The 16,922-nt window shown below is 42.3% G+C and carries 11 protein-coding genes; 10 read left to right on the top strand and 1 reads right to left on the bottom strand.

Annotated elements, in window-relative coordinates; all coding sequences use genetic code 11:
- Positions 1-6: 6 nt before the first annotated feature.
- Positions 7-876: an AraC family transcriptional regulator gene (locus BUA02_RS08760; RefSeq protein WP_072702957.1), complete on the bottom strand. Its 870-nt coding sequence runs from the start codon at positions 874-876 to the stop codon at positions 7-9.
- Positions 877-1,078: 202 nt separating this feature from the next.
- Between BUA02_RS08760 and BUA02_RS08755 the strand changes: the two genes are divergently transcribed.
- The 10 genes from BUA02_RS08755 (at position 1,079) to BUA02_RS08710 (ending at position 16,880) form a co-directional block, all read left to right on the top strand.
- On the top strand, positions 1,079-3,922 hold the full coding sequence (locus BUA02_RS08755; RefSeq protein ID WP_083572707.1) for a glycosyl hydrolase 115 family protein: 2,844 nt from the start codon (positions 1,079-1,081) through the stop codon (positions 3,920-3,922).
- Positions 3,923-3,968: 46 nt separating this feature from the next.
- Positions 3,969-4,907 carry an ABC transporter permease gene (locus BUA02_RS08750; RefSeq protein WP_072702954.1) on the top strand — a complete coding sequence of 313 codons (939 nt, stop codon included), beginning with the start codon at positions 3,969-3,971 and terminating at the stop codon, positions 4,905-4,907.
- Positions 4,908-4,922: 15 nt separating this feature from the next.
- Positions 4,923-5,795: a carbohydrate ABC transporter permease gene (locus BUA02_RS08745; protein ID WP_072702951.1), complete on the top strand. Its 873-nt coding sequence runs from the start codon at positions 4,923-4,925 to the stop codon at positions 5,793-5,795.
- Positions 5,796-5,859: 64 nt separating this feature from the next.
- Positions 5,860-7,569 carry a type 2 periplasmic-binding domain-containing protein gene (locus BUA02_RS08740; protein WP_072702948.1) on the top strand — a complete coding sequence of 570 codons (1,710 nt, stop codon included), beginning with the start codon at positions 5,860-5,862 and terminating at the stop codon, positions 7,567-7,569.
- A gap of 172 nt (positions 7,570-7,741) precedes the next feature.
- A complete protein-coding gene (locus BUA02_RS08735; RefSeq protein WP_072702945.1) occupies positions 7,742-9,865 on the top strand; it encodes a glycoside hydrolase family 3 C-terminal domain-containing protein in 2,124 nt (707 codons plus the stop codon).
- 188 nt (positions 9,866-10,053) lie between these two features.
- Entirely contained in the window at positions 10,054-11,532 is a 1,479-nt protein-coding gene (locus BUA02_RS08730) for an L-fucose/L-arabinose isomerase family protein (RefSeq protein WP_071175035.1), read from the top strand.
- Between the two features lie 166 nt (positions 11,533-11,698).
- A complete protein-coding gene (locus tag BUA02_RS08725; RefSeq protein WP_072702942.1) occupies positions 11,699-13,384 on the top strand; it encodes a GH25 family lysozyme in 1,686 nt (561 codons plus the stop codon).
- 248 nt (positions 13,385-13,632) lie between these two features.
- Positions 13,633-14,862, top strand: coding sequence for a UTP--glucose-1-phosphate uridylyltransferase (locus BUA02_RS08720; RefSeq protein ID WP_072702939.1), 1,230 nt, complete (start codon positions 13,633-13,635; stop codon positions 14,860-14,862).
- A gap of 141 nt (positions 14,863-15,003) precedes the next feature.
- Positions 15,004-16,020, top strand: coding sequence for a UDP-glucose 4-epimerase GalE (galE, locus tag BUA02_RS08715; protein ID WP_072702936.1), 1,017 nt, complete (start codon positions 15,004-15,006; stop codon positions 16,018-16,020).
- Positions 16,021-16,067: 47 nt separating this feature from the next.
- Positions 16,068-16,880 (top strand): phosphatase, encoded by an 813-nt coding sequence (locus BUA02_RS08710; protein ID WP_072702933.1) that lies wholly within the window; start codon positions 16,068-16,070, stop codon positions 16,878-16,880.
- Positions 16,881-16,922: the final 42 nt, after the last annotated feature.

The following is a 16,922-nucleotide window of genomic DNA, read 5'->3' as shown; positions in this document are numbered from 1 at the left end:
CTTCGCTTAATTTTCATCTCTGTGAGATAGCTGAAACTGCTTGGGTGCAACACCTATCTGCTTGGAGAAGCGTCTTGAAAAGCTTGAGTAGTTGTTGTAACCAACCATAAAACAAACATCATATGGAGAATAGTTCTGGAGCAGTAATTTTTGTGCCAGAACTATTTTTTTGGCATTTATGTAGTGCTTTAAAGAATCTCCCATGGCTTCACTAAATACGCGGCTTAGATGGTCACTACTGTAGTGAAGGTCAGCAGACATCTTGTTGATGGTGATGTCTTCTTCAATGTGGGAGTCAATATAATCAAAGATCCTTGTTACAACCTGTGGCGTAATGCTACTCTGAGCCTGTGTCGCAGCCTTGGATGAATACTGGCAGGTTAGGAGTAGGAATTCTGCCAAAAGAGATTTGGACAAAATGGAGTGCCCAAATTCCTGGCTTACTAAACTAGCCTCAAGTCTTTCTGCTAATTCAATAAAACGAGGAAGTGCCTCTTCAGGAATGTGAAGGACATTCATGTTTGGTGAGGCTTCGCTTCTAAAAAGGGACGAGAAGTCTGTTTCAGCATCACCAAGATTTTTAAGAAATTCATATTGGATGTTGATAACGATTCGCTCGTAACCGCTGATATTAACATCTTCCAGGTCAAGGCCGTGGAAAACTAAAGGGCTGATAAAGAACATATCGCCGCGTTTCATCTGTATCAGATCTGGCTCGATCATGATGTTAACGTTTCCTCTCAAAAAGAAGACGATCTCGTAACCATCATGTGTGTGAACAGTCTTTACGTCAGAAGGCATAACTCTGGCTGTTTTGTGCTCACAGATGATCTCCTGATCAATTATGCTATACGGACAATCCAAACATTTTCTCATTCTAATACCCCATTTTCTTTCTTCTAGACAAAACTCACAATGACTTAATGGAATAACTCGAAACCCTTGTGCAACATTATATCGGAAAATGCAAAAAAATTCTATCTTTTTGTGTATTTATATATAAATCCTAGACAATACAATTATATTATAAAAAAAGTGCTGACATTTTTTATAATTAGAAATTGTGTTGGGGGACGATGTGGCAAAGATAGGGTTTGACAACAGGATAATGTTTACATATGAAGCTAAGTCATATTCTGGCGTTAACCAAATTGCTGCGTTAGTCAGAAAAGACGTAAATCTTGTAACAGGATTCACAGCCAAAGAGTATATAAGAGGCGAAAAGTGCAAGAATCTTGTGATCTACGGAACAGTTGACAAAAGCGATTATCTTGAAGAGCTTGAAAAAAGAGGCGTTGTAGATCTCAAAGAGGTAAGAGGAAAGTGGGAAGTATACAGCTTTCAAGTAGTTGATCATCCTATGGATGGCGTAGAACATGCTCTTATCATTGCAGGGAGCGACAAAAGAGGTACTATTTACGGACTCTTCCATTTATCTGAACTTCTTGGGGTTTCGCCATTCGTCAACTGGAATCATGCATATCCTCGCAAGAGAAAGAATGTATTCCTGACAGATGAAGTCAATGTAGTGACCAAAGAGCCCTCAGTAAAATATAGAGGATTTTTTATAAATGATGAGTGGCCGGCATTTGGCAACTGGGCAACAGAGCACTTCGGCGACGTTAATGCCAAGTGTTATGAAAGAATATTCGAACTTCTCCTTAGATTAAAAGGAAATTACCTGTGGCCAGCAATGTGGAGATCCAACTTCAGTATGGATGGCCCGGGACTTGAAAGCGCAAGACTTGCCAATGAGCTTGGTGTAGTAATGAGTACATCTCACCATGAACCTTGCATGAGAACTGGCGAAGAGTACTCGCTTCTTAGAGGTAAGGATTCAATATACGGAGACGATTGGAGCTTTATTTCAAATAGAGAAGGTATTACAAGATTCTGGAGAGACGGTCTTGTAAGAAACAGAGATTTTGAAAATGTGATCACTCTTGGAATGAGAGGCGAAAGAGATTCCAAGATCCTTGGGCAGGATGCAACCCTTGCCGATAATATAGATCTTTTACGAGATGTTCTAAAAACTCAGAACCAGCTCATAAAAGAAATAATAGATGAAGATGTTCAGAAAGTACCAAGACAGTTCGTACTTTTTTCGGAGGTTGAAGAGTTCTTTTACGGAGATGACAAGACCAAAGGCCTTCTGGGAGATCCAGAGCTTGAAGGTGTAACCCTGATGCTCAGCGACAACAACGTGGGTTATACCAGAACACTTCCTTCCAAGGAGATGAGAAACCACAAAGGCGGCTTCGGTATGTATTATCACATGGATATGCATGGCGGACCATTCTCCTATAAGTGGATCGGAGCAACATATCTCCCAAGAGTATGGGAGCAGATGACTCAGGCCTACGATTTCGGGGTAAAAGAGATATGGGTTGTAAATGTAGGTGATATAGGAACTCAGGAATTTGGACTTTCCTACTTCCTTGATCTTGCATACGACATAGAAAAATGGGGCGGAAAAGATGCTTCTATAACTCAGAAATACGTTTCTGAGTGGGTTGAGCGTTCATTTGGCGCTATGATGCCACAGTCTCTGCGTAACAAGGCTCAGAAGATCATATGGGATTACACAGGTCTTTTGGAAAAAAGACGCCACGAGATAATGCATGGCAACGTATATCATCCACTTCACTATGGTGAGGCTCAGGATATACTTGATATATCAGAGGGAATCCTTAAAGAGGCAGCAGCCATCAAGAAAAGGATAAGCGATGAAGATATGTCAGCCTTCATTTCACTTTTGTATTATCCAGCTTGTGGAACAGCAAACCTCATGAAGATGTGGATACTTGCTGGAAGAAATGAGCTTTTTGCTAGGCAGAACAGGATCGAAGCTAATCAGATCGCAGTATTGGTAGATGCTTGTGTCAAAGAAGACGACGCTCTCATTACTGAATATGAAACAGTAGATGATGGCTACTACAAGGGCTTTGGAAGATCAGAGCACATCGGCTTTATCAACTGGAATGAAGAAGATGACAGATTCCCAATGAGATACCTTATATATGGAGCTAATTCTCCAAGAATGATGGTTTCCCGCAAGGATGACGAGCACTACATGACAGGTACAGAGTGGTGCGACAGGCCACAGACCTGGAAAGACATGCTAAGAGCAGACGTTGATAGTATCGAGTTTGATCTTATAAATGGAAGCGAGCATCCATATAGATTTAAGATTACCGCTGACAATGATTGGATGAAATTTTCCAAGGTTGAAGGCGAGGTAAAGGCAAGAGAGAGAATAACTCTTTCAGTAGATAAGTCTTTATTAAAAGAAAAAGTGACAGGACATTTTGATATTGAGTGCGTAGGATTTGGCACAGCCCATACTACAGTAGAGGTTATGCCACCACAGGTTGTTCCTGGTCATTATATGGAGAGCGACGGATTTGTTTGTATCGAAGCTGAGCATTTTAGTTCCAAAAAAGATACATCAAAAGGTTCTTTTGAAATCCTATCTCCATACGGAAGAAGCGGAAGCGCTATAAAAGTCTTCCCTTCTACAGCAGATTTTTTGACAGAAAAGAAAAGACCAAGCGTTGAGTACAAGTTCTGGGTAGAGGATGAAGGAGACTACGAGCTCACCTTCGACCTTGCACCAACTACACCAACAACCTTCAAGACTGAGCAGTATCTTGGCTACTCAGTAAATGAAGAAGAGATATGCATAGTTAATTCGGTACATAGAACTGACATACCATATTTCCTAAGTCCGCAGTGGGCACAGGAAGCCAAGGACAATGTTAAGAAGGTCAGCGAGAAGGTTCACTTAAAAGCTGGCAAGAATACACTGCAGTTTTACGGTATGAGTCCAGGCATAGTGCTGGAAAGAGTTCTTTTTGTAAGAGATGGGGTAACGATTCCGAGTTCATACTTGGGCCCCAAAGAAAGCTACTTGGGCGATTGATCTTGTGGGGATAAGACATAAATAGAGAAGCATAAGGAGGAAAAGTATGAAAGAGAAGGGGAAGACGTCTAATTTCAAGTTTGGCGTCTATATGAAGAGGTATTGGCAGTTATACGTCATGCTTCTGTTACCACTGACATATTTATTAGTGTTCAAATATGCACCAATGGTCTATGTTCAGATTGCATTTAAGAAGTACAGTTTGGTTGAGAGTATCTGGAAATTGCCAGTAGCAGCCAATCACGGATTTGAGTATTTTATTAAGGCATTTAAGACTAATGATTTTAAATATGCCCTTAGAAATACACTTACACTTAATTTGCTGGATCTGTTCTTGGGTTTTCCAGCACCTATTATTTTTGCGCTGATATTAAATGAGCTTTGTTTTGCAAGATACAAGAAGGTGGTTCAGACAATTGCTTATATGCCTCACTTCCTTTCTTGGGTCATCATCTACAGCTTGGCACTTCAGCTCCTTGCACCAAATGATGGTCTTGTAAACATGGTAATTCATGACCTTGGCGGAAAAGCTATTCCGTTCCTTAATGAAGAAGGTCACTGGATTGGAAGTTATATCGGCTTTGGTATTTGGCAGAACTTTGGTTGGGGATCCATTGTTTATCTGGCATCTATCGCAGGTATCAATCCAGAACTATATGAGGCAGCAGCTGTTGATGGAGCAGGAAGATTCCGCAAGATGTGGCATATCACTCTTCCAGGAATCAAGCCAACCATCGTAGTTCTTCTCATCATGAGCCTTGGTAATATTCTTGGTGGTGGTTTCGACAGACCATTCGCATTCCAGAATAACCTCGTAATGAGAGTTGCTGACGTTATTCCAACATTCGTTTATAGAGTAGGTATTAAGGGACTTCAGTTCTCACTTACAACAGCTGTAGGTCTTTTCCAGTCAGTTGTTGGTGTGTTCTTCCTGTTAATGGCTAACTTCATCTCACGCAAACTTGGTGAGAGAGGAATATGGTAAGGGAGGAGCATAGACATGAAAGTTAAATCAAGAGCAGATAAAATCTGGGATATTGTATTTGTGATCTTTTGCTTACTTGTAAGTGCGATCTGCATTATCCCAATGTTAAACCTCCTTGCTAAGTCACTTAGCGGTGTGGATTATATCGTAAGAAGTGAAGTATATCTTATTCCAAAGGGACTGAACTTCAAGGCATATGCAACAGTACTTAAGGATGCAAAGTACGTAAGAGCTTTCTTCTGGACAGTCTTCCTTACTATCATTTGTACAGTTGCTTCACTTACAATGACAACACTTTGCGCTTATCCTCTTATCTTTGAAGGACTTAAGGGAAGAAAAGCAATAAACGTATTCATTACTATCACAATGTTCTTCAACGCAGGAACAATTCCTAATTACCTGCTGATGCAGAAGTTAAACCTTTTGAGTAACCCATTGGTTCTCATTATTCCAGGTGTAATGAGCGTTTATAACATGATCATCATGCGAAGCTTCTTTTATGGAATACCTGATAGTTTGAGAGAATCAGCTGAAATTGATGGAGCATCATTCTTTAGGATATTGATCAGTATTTATCTTCCTCTTTCCAAGCCTGTTATGGCAACACTAGCTCTTTTCTATGCGGTAGGAAGATGGAACGGTTATTCAGATGCCCTCATGTATATGAGAGATGCTAAGTATTACACATTGCAGCTTCTTTTGTATAACATCATCAACAACATCAACCAGGTTGAGGTTGCGACACAGGAAGGCTTCTCGGCACCTGGCCTTTCAGAATCACTTAAGGCTGCGGTAGTAATGTTCTCAACAGTGCCTATCCTGTGTATTTATCCATTCCTTCAGAAGTACTTCATTCACGGAGTAACTTTGGGTGCTGTAAAAGAATGATCACTTGGCGAGGTATTAAATTGGTAGTAAATGATATTTATCATATAAAAATGGAGGTATAGTTATGAAGAAAAAGGTATTATCTATGTTTCTTGCATCCGTTATGGCACTTTCAATCGTAGCTTGCGGATCATCAAACGGGGGCTCTGAGACCCAGACTGGTACAGACACAGCCAAGCAGGAAACTGCTACTGAGTCGGAGACAACAGCTGAGCCAGAGACTGCATCTGAACTTGTTGACGGCAAGTTTGCTGAGACAAGAAAGATCACAGTAGAGATCTACGACAGAGGAAACGATGGCGGATCAGATCCAGAAAACAACATGTACACAGAGTACATCAAAAAGGGAATGCTTGAAGAGCACAATGTAGAAGTTACTTTCAAGAAGGTTCCAAGATGGACAGAGGTTGATGATATCAACAACCTTCTTGCATCTGGCGAAGCTCCAGACATCTGCGTAACTTACAGCTATCCTACAGTTCTTACATACGCTCAGATGGGCGGTGTTATCGACCTTGCTGACTATGTAGATGCATACAAGGCTGATCTTCCAAACCTTTGGAACTGGCTTGGCGAGCAGAACATTTACTGGGATAAGGATCCTAAGACTGGTTCTATCTGGGCAATTGAAGGTAGACGTGCTGAGCAGCAGAGAATCGTAACATTCGTTCGTCAGGACTGGCTTGATAAGCTTGGACTTGAGGCTCCAAAGACAACTCAGGAATTCGAAGATATGCTTATTGCATTCAGAGATAACGCTGATACTCTTCTTGGAAAAGATGCTTCCAAGATGGTTCCTTTCTCAACAAGCTATGATGTAGGTTGGAGAACAGCTAACATCATCACATCTTTCATGGATCCTAAGATCACAGATAAGGAATACTACATCAACGGATTCGATGACAGAATGGTAACACAGGCTTCTACAAAGGAAGCAGTTAAGCTTCTTAACAAGTGGTACAACGAAGACCTTATTTGGAAAGATTTCGCTCTTTATGGAAGCGGAGACACAACTGAGGATGACATGATCAAAGCTGGTTATGTTGGTGCATTCCAGCACAACTGGGATTATGTATTCAGAAACGGTGAAGACAGCATCAATGCAAACCTTAAGAGAAATGTTGGTGAAGATGCTAAGTTCGTTCCTGTAGATTGCTTCCAGAACTCAGAAGGAAAGTATGCTAAGTGGCTTTACAGCTCAGCTGGTGACAGAAAGATCTTCTTCCCAACAACTAACACAGAACCTCTTGCATCACTTCTTTATGTTGACTTCATTTCAAAACCTGAGACAATCAAGTATCTTCAGGCTGGTGATGAAGGCGTAACACACGAAGTTCTTGATTCTGGCGCTATCCAGATCATTGCTGCAACAGGCGATGCAATCCAGAACTCTGGTAAGAACATTGACTACACAATCACATGTAACGGAACAAACTTTGGTGACGAGAAGCTTGCAGCTCTTTCACTTGCATATGGTTATGCAGAGGCAGATCCTGAGCTTGTAAGCCAGGCAGATGTTATCTCTCGCACAGATGGTCTTGAGCCAGTTAATGTAAACGTTGGAGAGATCACAGCTGAAGCTGGTGTTGGCGATACTCTTTCATCAAAGAGAGATCAGATCTATGACAACGCTGTAGTTGCTGCAGAAGCAGATTTCGATTCAACATGGGATAGCTACATGTCAGATTACCTCTCAGCTGGTGGACAGGCTATCATGGATGAGCGTGCAGAGAAGTGGGCTGAGTACTTCGGCGACGCAGATATGCTACCATGATATAAGCGTCATAATACATTATGATTTTAGAGGCGTAACCCTTGTGGTTACGTCTCTTTTTTATCCGCAAATATTAAGCTGATTAAGGCAAAAAATGGTAAGAAAAAACAATTTCTATTCTTTAAAATTGATAATGAACCATAAAAGAAATATAGATTAAGGGGATTGTTTTATGAATAGAGAGGAAGCTAGAAAGCGAGCAAAAGAACTTGTTGCTAAGATGACTGTTGATGAAAAAGCATCACAGCTTCGTTATGATGCTCCAGCTATCGACAGACTGGGAATTCCAGCATACAACTGGTGGAATGAAGCTCTTCACGGCGTTGCAAGAGCGGGCACAGCTACAATGTTCCCACAGGCTATCGGACTTGCAGCTGCATTTGATGAGGAGCTTATGGGCGCCATCGGTGAGATAATTGCTGTTGAGGCTCGTGCCAAGTACAACGAGCAGTCTAAGAGAGAGGACAGAGATATTTACAAGGGACTCACTTTCTGGGCTCCTAACGTTAATATATTCAGAGACCCACGTTGGGGAAGAGGTCATGAGACCTATGGAGAAGATCCTTATCTTACCAGCAGGCTTGCAGTTCCATTTGTTAAGGGAATGCAGGGTGATGGAGAATATATGAAGGTTGCTGCATGTGCCAAGCATTTTGCAGTACATTCAGGACCTGAAGGAGAGAGACATTTCTTTGACGCCAAGGCATCCAAGAAGGATCTGGAAGAGACGTACCTTCCTGCTTTCGAGGCATGCGTAAAGGAGGCTGGTGTTGAGGCAGTAATGGGCGCTTATAACAGAACAAATGGTGAACCATGCTGCGCAAACAAGCCTCTCATGGTTGATACTCTTAGGGATAAGTGGGGATTCGAAGGCCACTTCGTATCAGACTGCTGGGCGATCAAGGATTTCCATGAAAATCACAAGGTAACAAGTAGCCCAGAAGAGTCAGCTAAGCTTGCTCTTGAAATGGGATGTGACCTTAACTGCGGATGTACTTATCAGACTATCATGAATGCTTATAGAGCAGGTATTCTTGATGAAGAGCTCATTACAACATCCTGTGAGAGACTCTTTACTACAAGATTCCTTCTTGGAATGTTTGATAAGACAGAGTATGATGAGATTCCTTTTGAGAAGGTTGAGTGCAAAGAGCATCTTGCTGTAGCTAGCAGAGCTGCAAGGGAGTCAGTAGTACTTCTTAAAAATGATGGACTTCTTCCACTTGATAAGTCCAAGATAAGGACTATTGGTGTAGTTGGACCAAATGCTAACTCAAGACTTTCACTTATTGGTAATTACCATGGAACAGCTTCAAGATACATCACTGTTCTAGAAGGTATCCAGGACAAGGTTGGAGATGATGTCAGAGTTCTTTATTCTGAAGGTTCAGACATCTTCAAGAATAATATCAGTAACCTGGCAGATCCTAATCTTCCAGACAGACTTTCAGAGGCGCAGGCAGTTGCAGACCACTCAGATGTAGTGGTTGTTGTAGTTGGTCTTGATGAGAATCTTGAGGGTGAAGAGGGTGACGCAGGAAACCAGTTCGCGTCAGGAGACAAGATCAATCTTAATCTGCCTCTTTGCCAGAGACAGCTTCTTTACTCAGTGCTTGAGTGTGGCAAGCCTACCATCGTAATTGATATGGCTGGTAGTGCTATTGATCTTAGTAAGGCTCAGGAAGAGGCTAATGCAGTACTTCAGGCTTGGTACCCAGGTGCTAGAGGCGGTAAGGATGTTGCAGATATCCTCTTTGGTGATGTTTCACCTTCAGGTAAGCTTCCTGTAACGTTCTATGCTTCAGCTGATGATATTCCAGATTTTAAGGACTATTCTATGAAGAATAGAACTTACAGATACTTTGAGGGAACACCTCTTTATCCTTTTGGATACGGACTTACATATGGCGATTGCTATGTTAAGCCTGATCCTCATCTGCATATGGATAATGGCTCCAAGGATGGCCTTGTTGATGCTGAGCTTACAGTTAAGGTGGCAAATGACGGCAAGGTAGACACGGACGAGGTCGTTCAGGTTTATATCAAAGATCTTGATTCTAAATTTGCTACAACACATCCAAGCCTTTGCGGCTTCAAGAGAGTGCACGTTCCTGCAGGCTCAGAGGTAGAGGTTACTGTTAAGCTTGATAAGAAGGCATTTACATCTGTAAATGAAGAAGGCGAGAGAAAGATATTTGCCAAGAACTTCAAGCTTTATGCTGGATGCCAGCAGCCAGATACTAGATCAAAAGAGCTTACTGGACACGAGTGTGTAGAGATTGGGGTTACTCTTTGATAGCTTGTCTTTTTTAGAAGGGTAAAAGATTACAAGATATAGGTATTTTGAATAATTTTATCGGGGTATTTTCTATAATTTGGCACGTTGTTTTTTAGTGCTTTTTAGCTGATAATGATATACGTCGGTTAGACTACAGGTAGAGTAGAGCATATTGCTCTTGGTATAAAAAAGAAAGGGGATTTATTATGATCAATATTCCAGAGGTAAAAATCGGTCTTGTTGCAGTAAGCCGTGACTGTTTCCCAGCTTCACTTGCTGTAAACAGAAGAAAGGCTTTAGTAGAGGCCTACAAAAAGAACTACAACGACAAGGACGTTTATGAGTGTCCTGTATGCATCATCGAGAGTGAGACTCAGACACTTGAGGCTCTTGAAGATGTTAAGAAGGCTGGATGTAACGCTCTTTGCGTATATCTTGGAAACTTCGGACCAGAAATTTCTGAGACACTTCTTGCAGAGAAGTTTGACGGACCTGTAATGTTCTGTGCGGCAGCAGAAGAGTCACAGGGCGACCTTATCGATGGTAGAGGAGATGCTTACTGCGGTATGCTCAACGCAAGCTATAACCTTCACCTTCGTAACGTTAAGGCATACATCCCAGAGTATCCAGTAGGAACAGCTGATGAGTGTGCTAAGATGATCAACGAGTTCGTTCCAATCGCTAGAGCACTTGATGGACTTGCAAACCTCAAGGTTATTTCATTCGGACCACGTCCTATGAACTTCCTTGCTTGTAACGCTCCTATCCAGCAGATCTACAACATGGGTGCTGAAATTGAAGAGAATTCAGAGCTTGACCTCTTTGAGTCATTCAACAAGCACGCTGGTGATCCTAGAATCGCAGAAGTTAAGGCAGATATGGAAAAGGATCTTGGCGCTGGTAACAAGAAGCCTGAAATCCTTGAGAAGCTTGCTCAGTATGAGCTTACACTTCTTGACTGGATCGAAGAGCACAGAGGCGGCAAGAAATATGTATGTATCGCTGGTAAGTGCTGGCCTGCATTCCAGACACAGTTCGGATTCGTTCCTTGCTACGTTAACTCAAGACTTACAGGCAGAGGAATCCCTGTATCTTGCGAAGTAGATATCTATGGTGCAATTTCAGAGTTCATCGGAACATGCATTTCTGATGATGCTGTTACACTTCTTGATATCAACAACTCTGTACCTGCTGATATGTACGAGCAGTCAATCAAGGGCAAGTTCGACTACAAGCACACAGATACATTCATGGGCTTCCACTGCGGAAATACATGCACAAGCAAGCTTTCAAGCTGCGAGATGAAGTTCCAGAGAATCATGGCTAGAAACCTTCCTGAGGAGGTTACACAGGGAACACTTGAAGGTGACATCATTCCTGGTGATATCACATTCTATAGACTTCAGAGCACATCAGATAATCACCTTAAGGCATATGTTGCACAGGGTGAAGTTCTTCCTGTTGCTACTCAGTCATTCGGTGGAATCGGTGTATTCGCTATTCCTGAGATGGGAAGATTCTATAGACATATCCTTATCCAGCACAACTTCCCTCACCACGGAGCAGTTGCATTCGGACACTTCGGAAAGGCTCTTTACGAAGTATTTAAGTATGTTGGAGCAGAGGTTATCGGCTACAATCAGCCAGCTTCACTTCCATATCCAACAGAGAATCCATTCGCGTAAAGCACTTAAGGATTGATAAAGTATTTGACGATATATCGTCAAATTAGGGGCTATGGGGTTTTAGTTTAATAATAAAGTGCCACTTTGGAGGTTGCTCCAAAGTGGCATTTCTTATATAATTGTTTATGTTAAGAAAAATGTAAAAATCCGAGGGGAGTCAGTGTAAATGAAAAAAGTGGGAAAACTCATTCTTTCAGTAGGAATGCTCATCTCTATGGTTGCGCTCCTATCTTTTTCGCCTGTAGGCTGTATCACAGCTGAGGCTGCAGGAGCAGGACCAGAAGTTGCAGTAGGTATCGATGTTTCCAAGTATCAGGGAGCAATCAACTGGCAACAGGTCAAAGCTTCAGGCATCAGATTTGCTATGATCCGTGTTGGTACTACCAAGAAGGGTCTAGACGAACAATTTGTAAATAACATCAACGGAGCCAATGCTGCTGGCGTTAGAACAGGTATCTATATCTATTCATACGCTACTACTCCAGAGGCAGCTGCTGCAGAGGCTAATCAGGTTCTCGCATGGATAGCTCCATATACAGTAACTTTCCCAGTTGCAATTGATATTGAAGATCAGTGTCAGAGAGGACTCAATGCTGCACAGCTTCAGGCTATCGCAGATACTTTCTGTGGAATCCTCAATGCAAATGGATATGAGACAATGGTATACGCTAGCCGTAACTGGTTCCTTCAGAGAATGCCTAGTGTAGCTTCTGCAAAGTGGGTTGCTCAGTACAATTCATCCTGTGATTATCCTGGTGAATATGCTATGTGGCAGTCAACAAGCCATGGCTCATATGCAGGTGTTCCTTCAAGAGTAGATGTTAATCACCTCTACGCAGATTATTTCTCTCGTATTATTCCGGAGGGATTTAATAGCTGGGGCGGACACGTATTCTACTACAGCAATTACCGTAAGCAGTATGGTTGGCTCAACCTTGCAAACGGAAGATATCATACAGATGCTAATGGATTTGTTCAGACTGGTTGGTTCCAGGATGAGACAGGTATCTATTATCTCAAGCCAGCAGAAGGCGGACTTGCAGCAGTTGGATTTAATGATATCGACGGTTCAAGATTCTACTTTGATGCTAATGGTAATAGATGCACAGGCCTTCTCAATCTTGGAGAAGCTGGTGTATATTATGCCAATGCAGATGGTGTTTGCCAGAAGGGTTTTGTTCAGCTTGAGGATGGCATCCACTACTTTGATGAAAATTATGCAATGCACGCAGGTCTTACACAGATTGGCGACAAGCTTTACTTCTTTGGTCCAAGTGGTGCAATGCAGACAGGTATGATCGCACTTGAAACTGGTAAGTATATGTTTGGTGCAGATGGTATCGCTATTAGCGGATGGTTCTCCAATGAACAGGGACAGAGATTCTACTTTGCGCCAGATACACATACAGCTGTTACTGGTCTTGTAACTCTTGATAAAGCTAATTATATCTTTGACGCAGAAGGCGTTATGCAGACAGGCTGGTCAGGAGATGTTGCTAGCAGATTCTATTTTGGACCAGACGGCAAGATGGTTACAGGCTGGAACGCAATCGATGGCAAGAACTTCTACTTTGGTGCAGATGGTAAGATGGTTGTTGGTCTTGCATCTCTCAAGGATGGTGTTTACTATCTTGATCCAACTGACGGACATCAGGTTGTTGGCTGGGTACAGACTCCAGAAGGTTGGAGATACTTCGATGTTAACAACGGAAGAATGCTTGTAAAAGTTACAGCACTTCTTGATAACGTAAATTGCACATTTGACAAGAACGGAATCCTTGTTGATCCAGCAGGCTGGACACCAGGAACTCCAGCCCCTGCACCTGCTCCAGAAGCAGCACCAGCAGGCTGATAAAAGAAATTTGATCGAGAGAAGTTGCCATTTGTGTGGTGACTTCTCTTTTTTGTGGAAAGTGAGCATAGGGACAGAGGAAGTGAGCCATAGGGACGGAGGTTGGGGCTCATTTTTGTAAAAAATGAGCCCCAACCTCCGTCCCTATGGCTCACTTCCTCCGTCCTCAAAACTCACTTTTTACGAAAACTTTGACATGTGGTAAAATGGAAAAAGTGTTTATTAGAGGACGACGGAAAGGAAACGTTATGAACTTAGAAGAAGCAAAAAAGAAACTTGAGGAGTATGGCCAGAGCCATGTTCTCAAATATTATGATGAGCTTTCAGATGGCGAGAAGGCTGATCTTCTTCAGCAGATTGAGGATACAGATTTTGCTGTACTTGCAAACTGCAAGAACCTTGGAAAGAGCGAAGGAAGGGGAAAGTTTGCTCCACTTGCAGCAATGCAGGTTTCTGAGATTGAGAAGAGAAAAGATGAATTCACTAAGATAGGTGTAGAGGCTATTAAGGCTGGCAAGGTGGCAGCAGTTCTTTTGGCAGGTGGAATGGGTACAAGACTTGGATCAGATAACCCTAAGGGAATGTATGACATCGGTCTTACCAAGCACGTATACATTTTCCAGAGGATCATCGAGAACCTACAGGATACAGTTAAGGCAGCTGATGGCGCATATATCCACCTCTTTATCATGACAAGTGAAAAGAATAATGATGCTACTGTAAACTTCCTTAAGGAGCACAACTACTTTGGATATCCTGAGGATAAGGTAACATTCTTCAAGCAGGATATGGCGCCAGCTTCAGATTATGAAGGAAAGGTTTACATGGAAGGCAAGGGCAGAATTTCCACATCACCTAATGGTAATGCAGGCTGGTATTCATCAATGCTCAAGGCTGGCCTTCGCGATGTTATCCTTGCAGAGGGCATCGAGTGGATCGATATCTTTGCAGTAGATAACGTTCTTCAGAGAATCGCAGATCCTTGCTTTGTAGGTGCAACACTTAATGCAGGCGTTGACTGCGGAGCCAAGGTTGTTCGCAAGAACGCGCCAGACGAGAAAGTTGGTGTTATGTGCCTTGAGGATGGCAAGCCATCTATTGTTGAGTACTATGAGCTTTCACAGGAGATGATGGATGCCAAGGATGCCAACGGCGATCCAGCATACAACTATGGTGTAATCCTTAACTACCTCTTCAATGAGAAGGCTCTCAATGAGATCGCTAAAAAGACTCTTCCTCTTCACGTTGTTGAGAAGAAGATTCCATATATTGATGAGAACGCTGAGCTTGTTAAGCCTGAGAAACCAAACGGATGCAAGTTCGAGCAGCTGGTTCTTGATATGATCCACATGCTTGATAGCTGCCTTCCTTATGAAGTAGTAAGAGAGTATGAGTTCGCACCAATCAAGAACAAGGAAGGTGTGGATTCAGTAGAGTCTGCAAGAGAACTTTGCAAGAAGTGTGGAATTGAGCTTTGATTACAATCAGTTAACATTATGACAGGTACGCATAACAAAAGAACGTTGTAATATAGTAATTCACTTACTAAAATAAAAGCCAAGATAGCAATTTGTGAAAACAGACAACATTTTGCAAAGAACAAAAAGAGAGGTAACAAAATGGCAATTCTAGTAACAGGTGGAGCAGGATATATCGGATCACACACAGTCGTTGAGCTACAGAACGCTGGATACGACGTGGTAGTTATGGACAATCTGGCAAATGCAAGCAAGAAAGTAATTGGCAGAGTTGAGGCGCTTACTGGTAAAAAAGTGCCATTTTATGAGGCAGATATTAGAAACAGAGATGATCTCGAGAAGATCTTTTCAACAGAGAAGATTGACAGCGTAATTCACTTCGCTGGACTCAAGGCAGTAGGCGAGTCAGTTCAGAAGCCTTGGGAGTATTATGACAACAACATCACAGGAACACTTACACTTGTTGATGTCATGAGAAAGCATAACTGCAAGAACATTATCTTCTCATCTTCAGCAACAGTTTACGGTAACCCAGCATTTATTCCTATCACAGAGGAATGCCCTAAGGGAACATGTACAAACCCTTATGGATGGACAAAGTCAATGCTTGAGCAGGTTCTTACAGATATTCAGAAGGCTGATCCAGAGTGGAATGTAGTTCTTCTTAGATACTTCAATCCAATCGGAGCACACAAGAGCGGAACAATCGGTGAGAATCCTAATGGAATTCCTAACAACCTTATGCCATACATCACACAGGTTGCAGTAGGTAAGCTTCCTGAACTCAATGTATTTGGTAACGACTACGATACACCAGACGGAACCGGCGTACGTGATTACATCCACGTAGTTGACCTTGCAGTAGGACATGTTAAGGCTCTCAAGAAGCTTGCTCCTGGAAGCGGACTTAACATCTACAACCTTGGTACAGGCGTAGGATACAGCGTACTTGACATCGTCAAGAACTTCGAAGAAGCTACAGGAGTTAAGATCCCATATGTGATCAGAGACAGACGTCCTGGCGATATCGCAACTTGCTACTCAAATGCTGACAAGGCAGAGAAGGAACTTGGCTGGAAGGCTGAGAATGGTATCAAAGAAATGTGCGCAGATTCATGGAAGTGGCAGAGCCAGAATCCTAACGGATACGAAGACTGATCATGAAGCTGTGATATGGGGGAAGTAAGAGAAATAGAGGTTTTTAGATGTACCATATAGAATGTGATACCCATACACATACAATTTATTCACGACATGCATATTCAACCATAGAAGAGAATGTTAGGGCTGCCAGCGAGAAGGGAATCAAGCTTCTCGGCAGTACTGATCATTTCAGTTCTATGCTCTTTTCGGATTACGAAAACGTCAAGAATTATCAGTTTTTCTTTGGAACTAATATGTGGCCAAGGCAGTTTCACGGAGTCACTCTTTTAAGGGGCTGTGAGGCTGACATCGTAGATATGGAAGGCCACATGTTTGGATTTGATAACATCATCACCAAGTCTATTGTTGGCGATGAGATGGAAAGCCCAATGTCACTTAGTGATATGGTATTCCGAAGAATGGACTATGTGATCGCAAGTGTTCATTCCAAGAGACATACAGTAGGTCATTCGGCAGCTGAGAACACTCAGATGTTTATAAATGCTCTTAGCCATCCAAAGGTTCTTTTCATAGGACACATTGGAAGATCTGGTGTTGAGTTTGAGATGGACCCGGTGCTTAAGGCAGCCAAGGATATGAACAAGGCCCTTGAGATCAACGAGGCCAGCTTCTCATACGAAGGCCATCATCAGAGTCTTTGTAGACAGGTTGCAGTAAGATGCGCAGAGCTTGGAGTTAAGATTGCAGTCAATACTGATGCTCATATGGCTTATGAGATTGGCAATGCATCTAAGGCTCTTGCAATGCTAGAAGACATCCACTTCCCAGAGGAACTCATCATTACCCGCACAAGGGAGAGTTTCCTTGAAGCCTTAAGAGCAAGTGGAGTTTTTACAGATAATATTATAAAATGATTATATGCTGGATTATGAGATAAGCTCATGATCCAGCATTTA

This window comes from Butyrivibrio hungatei DSM 14810, assembly GCF_900143205.1.
Lineage (GTDB): Bacteria > Bacillota > Clostridia > Lachnospirales > Lachnospiraceae > Butyrivibrio > Butyrivibrio hungatei.
Note: the sequence above shows the minus strand (reverse complement) of the source record. Positions and strands in the feature narration are given on the sequence as shown.

Excerpts from the sequence above, each read along its gene's own strand:
- BUA02_RS08760 (WP_072702957.1), bottom strand. The coding sequence starts at position 876 with ATGAGAAAATGTTTGGATTGTCCGTATAGCATAATTGATCAGGAGATC.
- BUA02_RS08750 (WP_072702954.1), top strand. The coding sequence starts at position 3,969 with ATGAAAGAGAAGGGGAAGACGTCTAATTTCAAGTTTGGCGTCTATATG.
- BUA02_RS08745 (WP_072702951.1), top strand. The coding sequence starts at position 4,923 with ATGAAAGTTAAATCAAGAGCAGATAAAATCTGGGATATTGTATTTGTG.
- BUA02_RS08740 (WP_072702948.1), top strand. The coding sequence starts at position 5,860 with ATGAAGAAAAAGGTATTATCTATGTTTCTTGCATCCGTTATGGCACTT.
- BUA02_RS08735 (WP_072702945.1), top strand. The coding sequence starts at position 7,742 with ATGAATAGAGAGGAAGCTAGAAAGCGAGCAAAAGAACTTGTTGCTAAG.
- BUA02_RS08730 (WP_071175035.1), top strand. The coding sequence starts at position 10,054 with ATGATCAATATTCCAGAGGTAAAAATCGGTCTTGTTGCAGTAAGCCGT.
- BUA02_RS08725 (WP_072702942.1), top strand. The coding sequence starts at position 11,699 with ATGAAAAAAGTGGGAAAACTCATTCTTTCAGTAGGAATGCTCATCTCT.
- BUA02_RS08720 (WP_072702939.1), top strand. The coding sequence starts at position 13,633 with ATGAACTTAGAAGAAGCAAAAAAGAAACTTGAGGAGTATGGCCAGAGC.
- galE (WP_072702936.1), top strand. The coding sequence starts at position 15,004 with ATGGCAATTCTAGTAACAGGTGGAGCAGGATATATCGGATCACACACA.
- BUA02_RS08710 (WP_072702933.1), top strand. The coding sequence starts at position 16,068 with ATGTACCATATAGAATGTGATACCCATACACATACAATTTATTCACGA.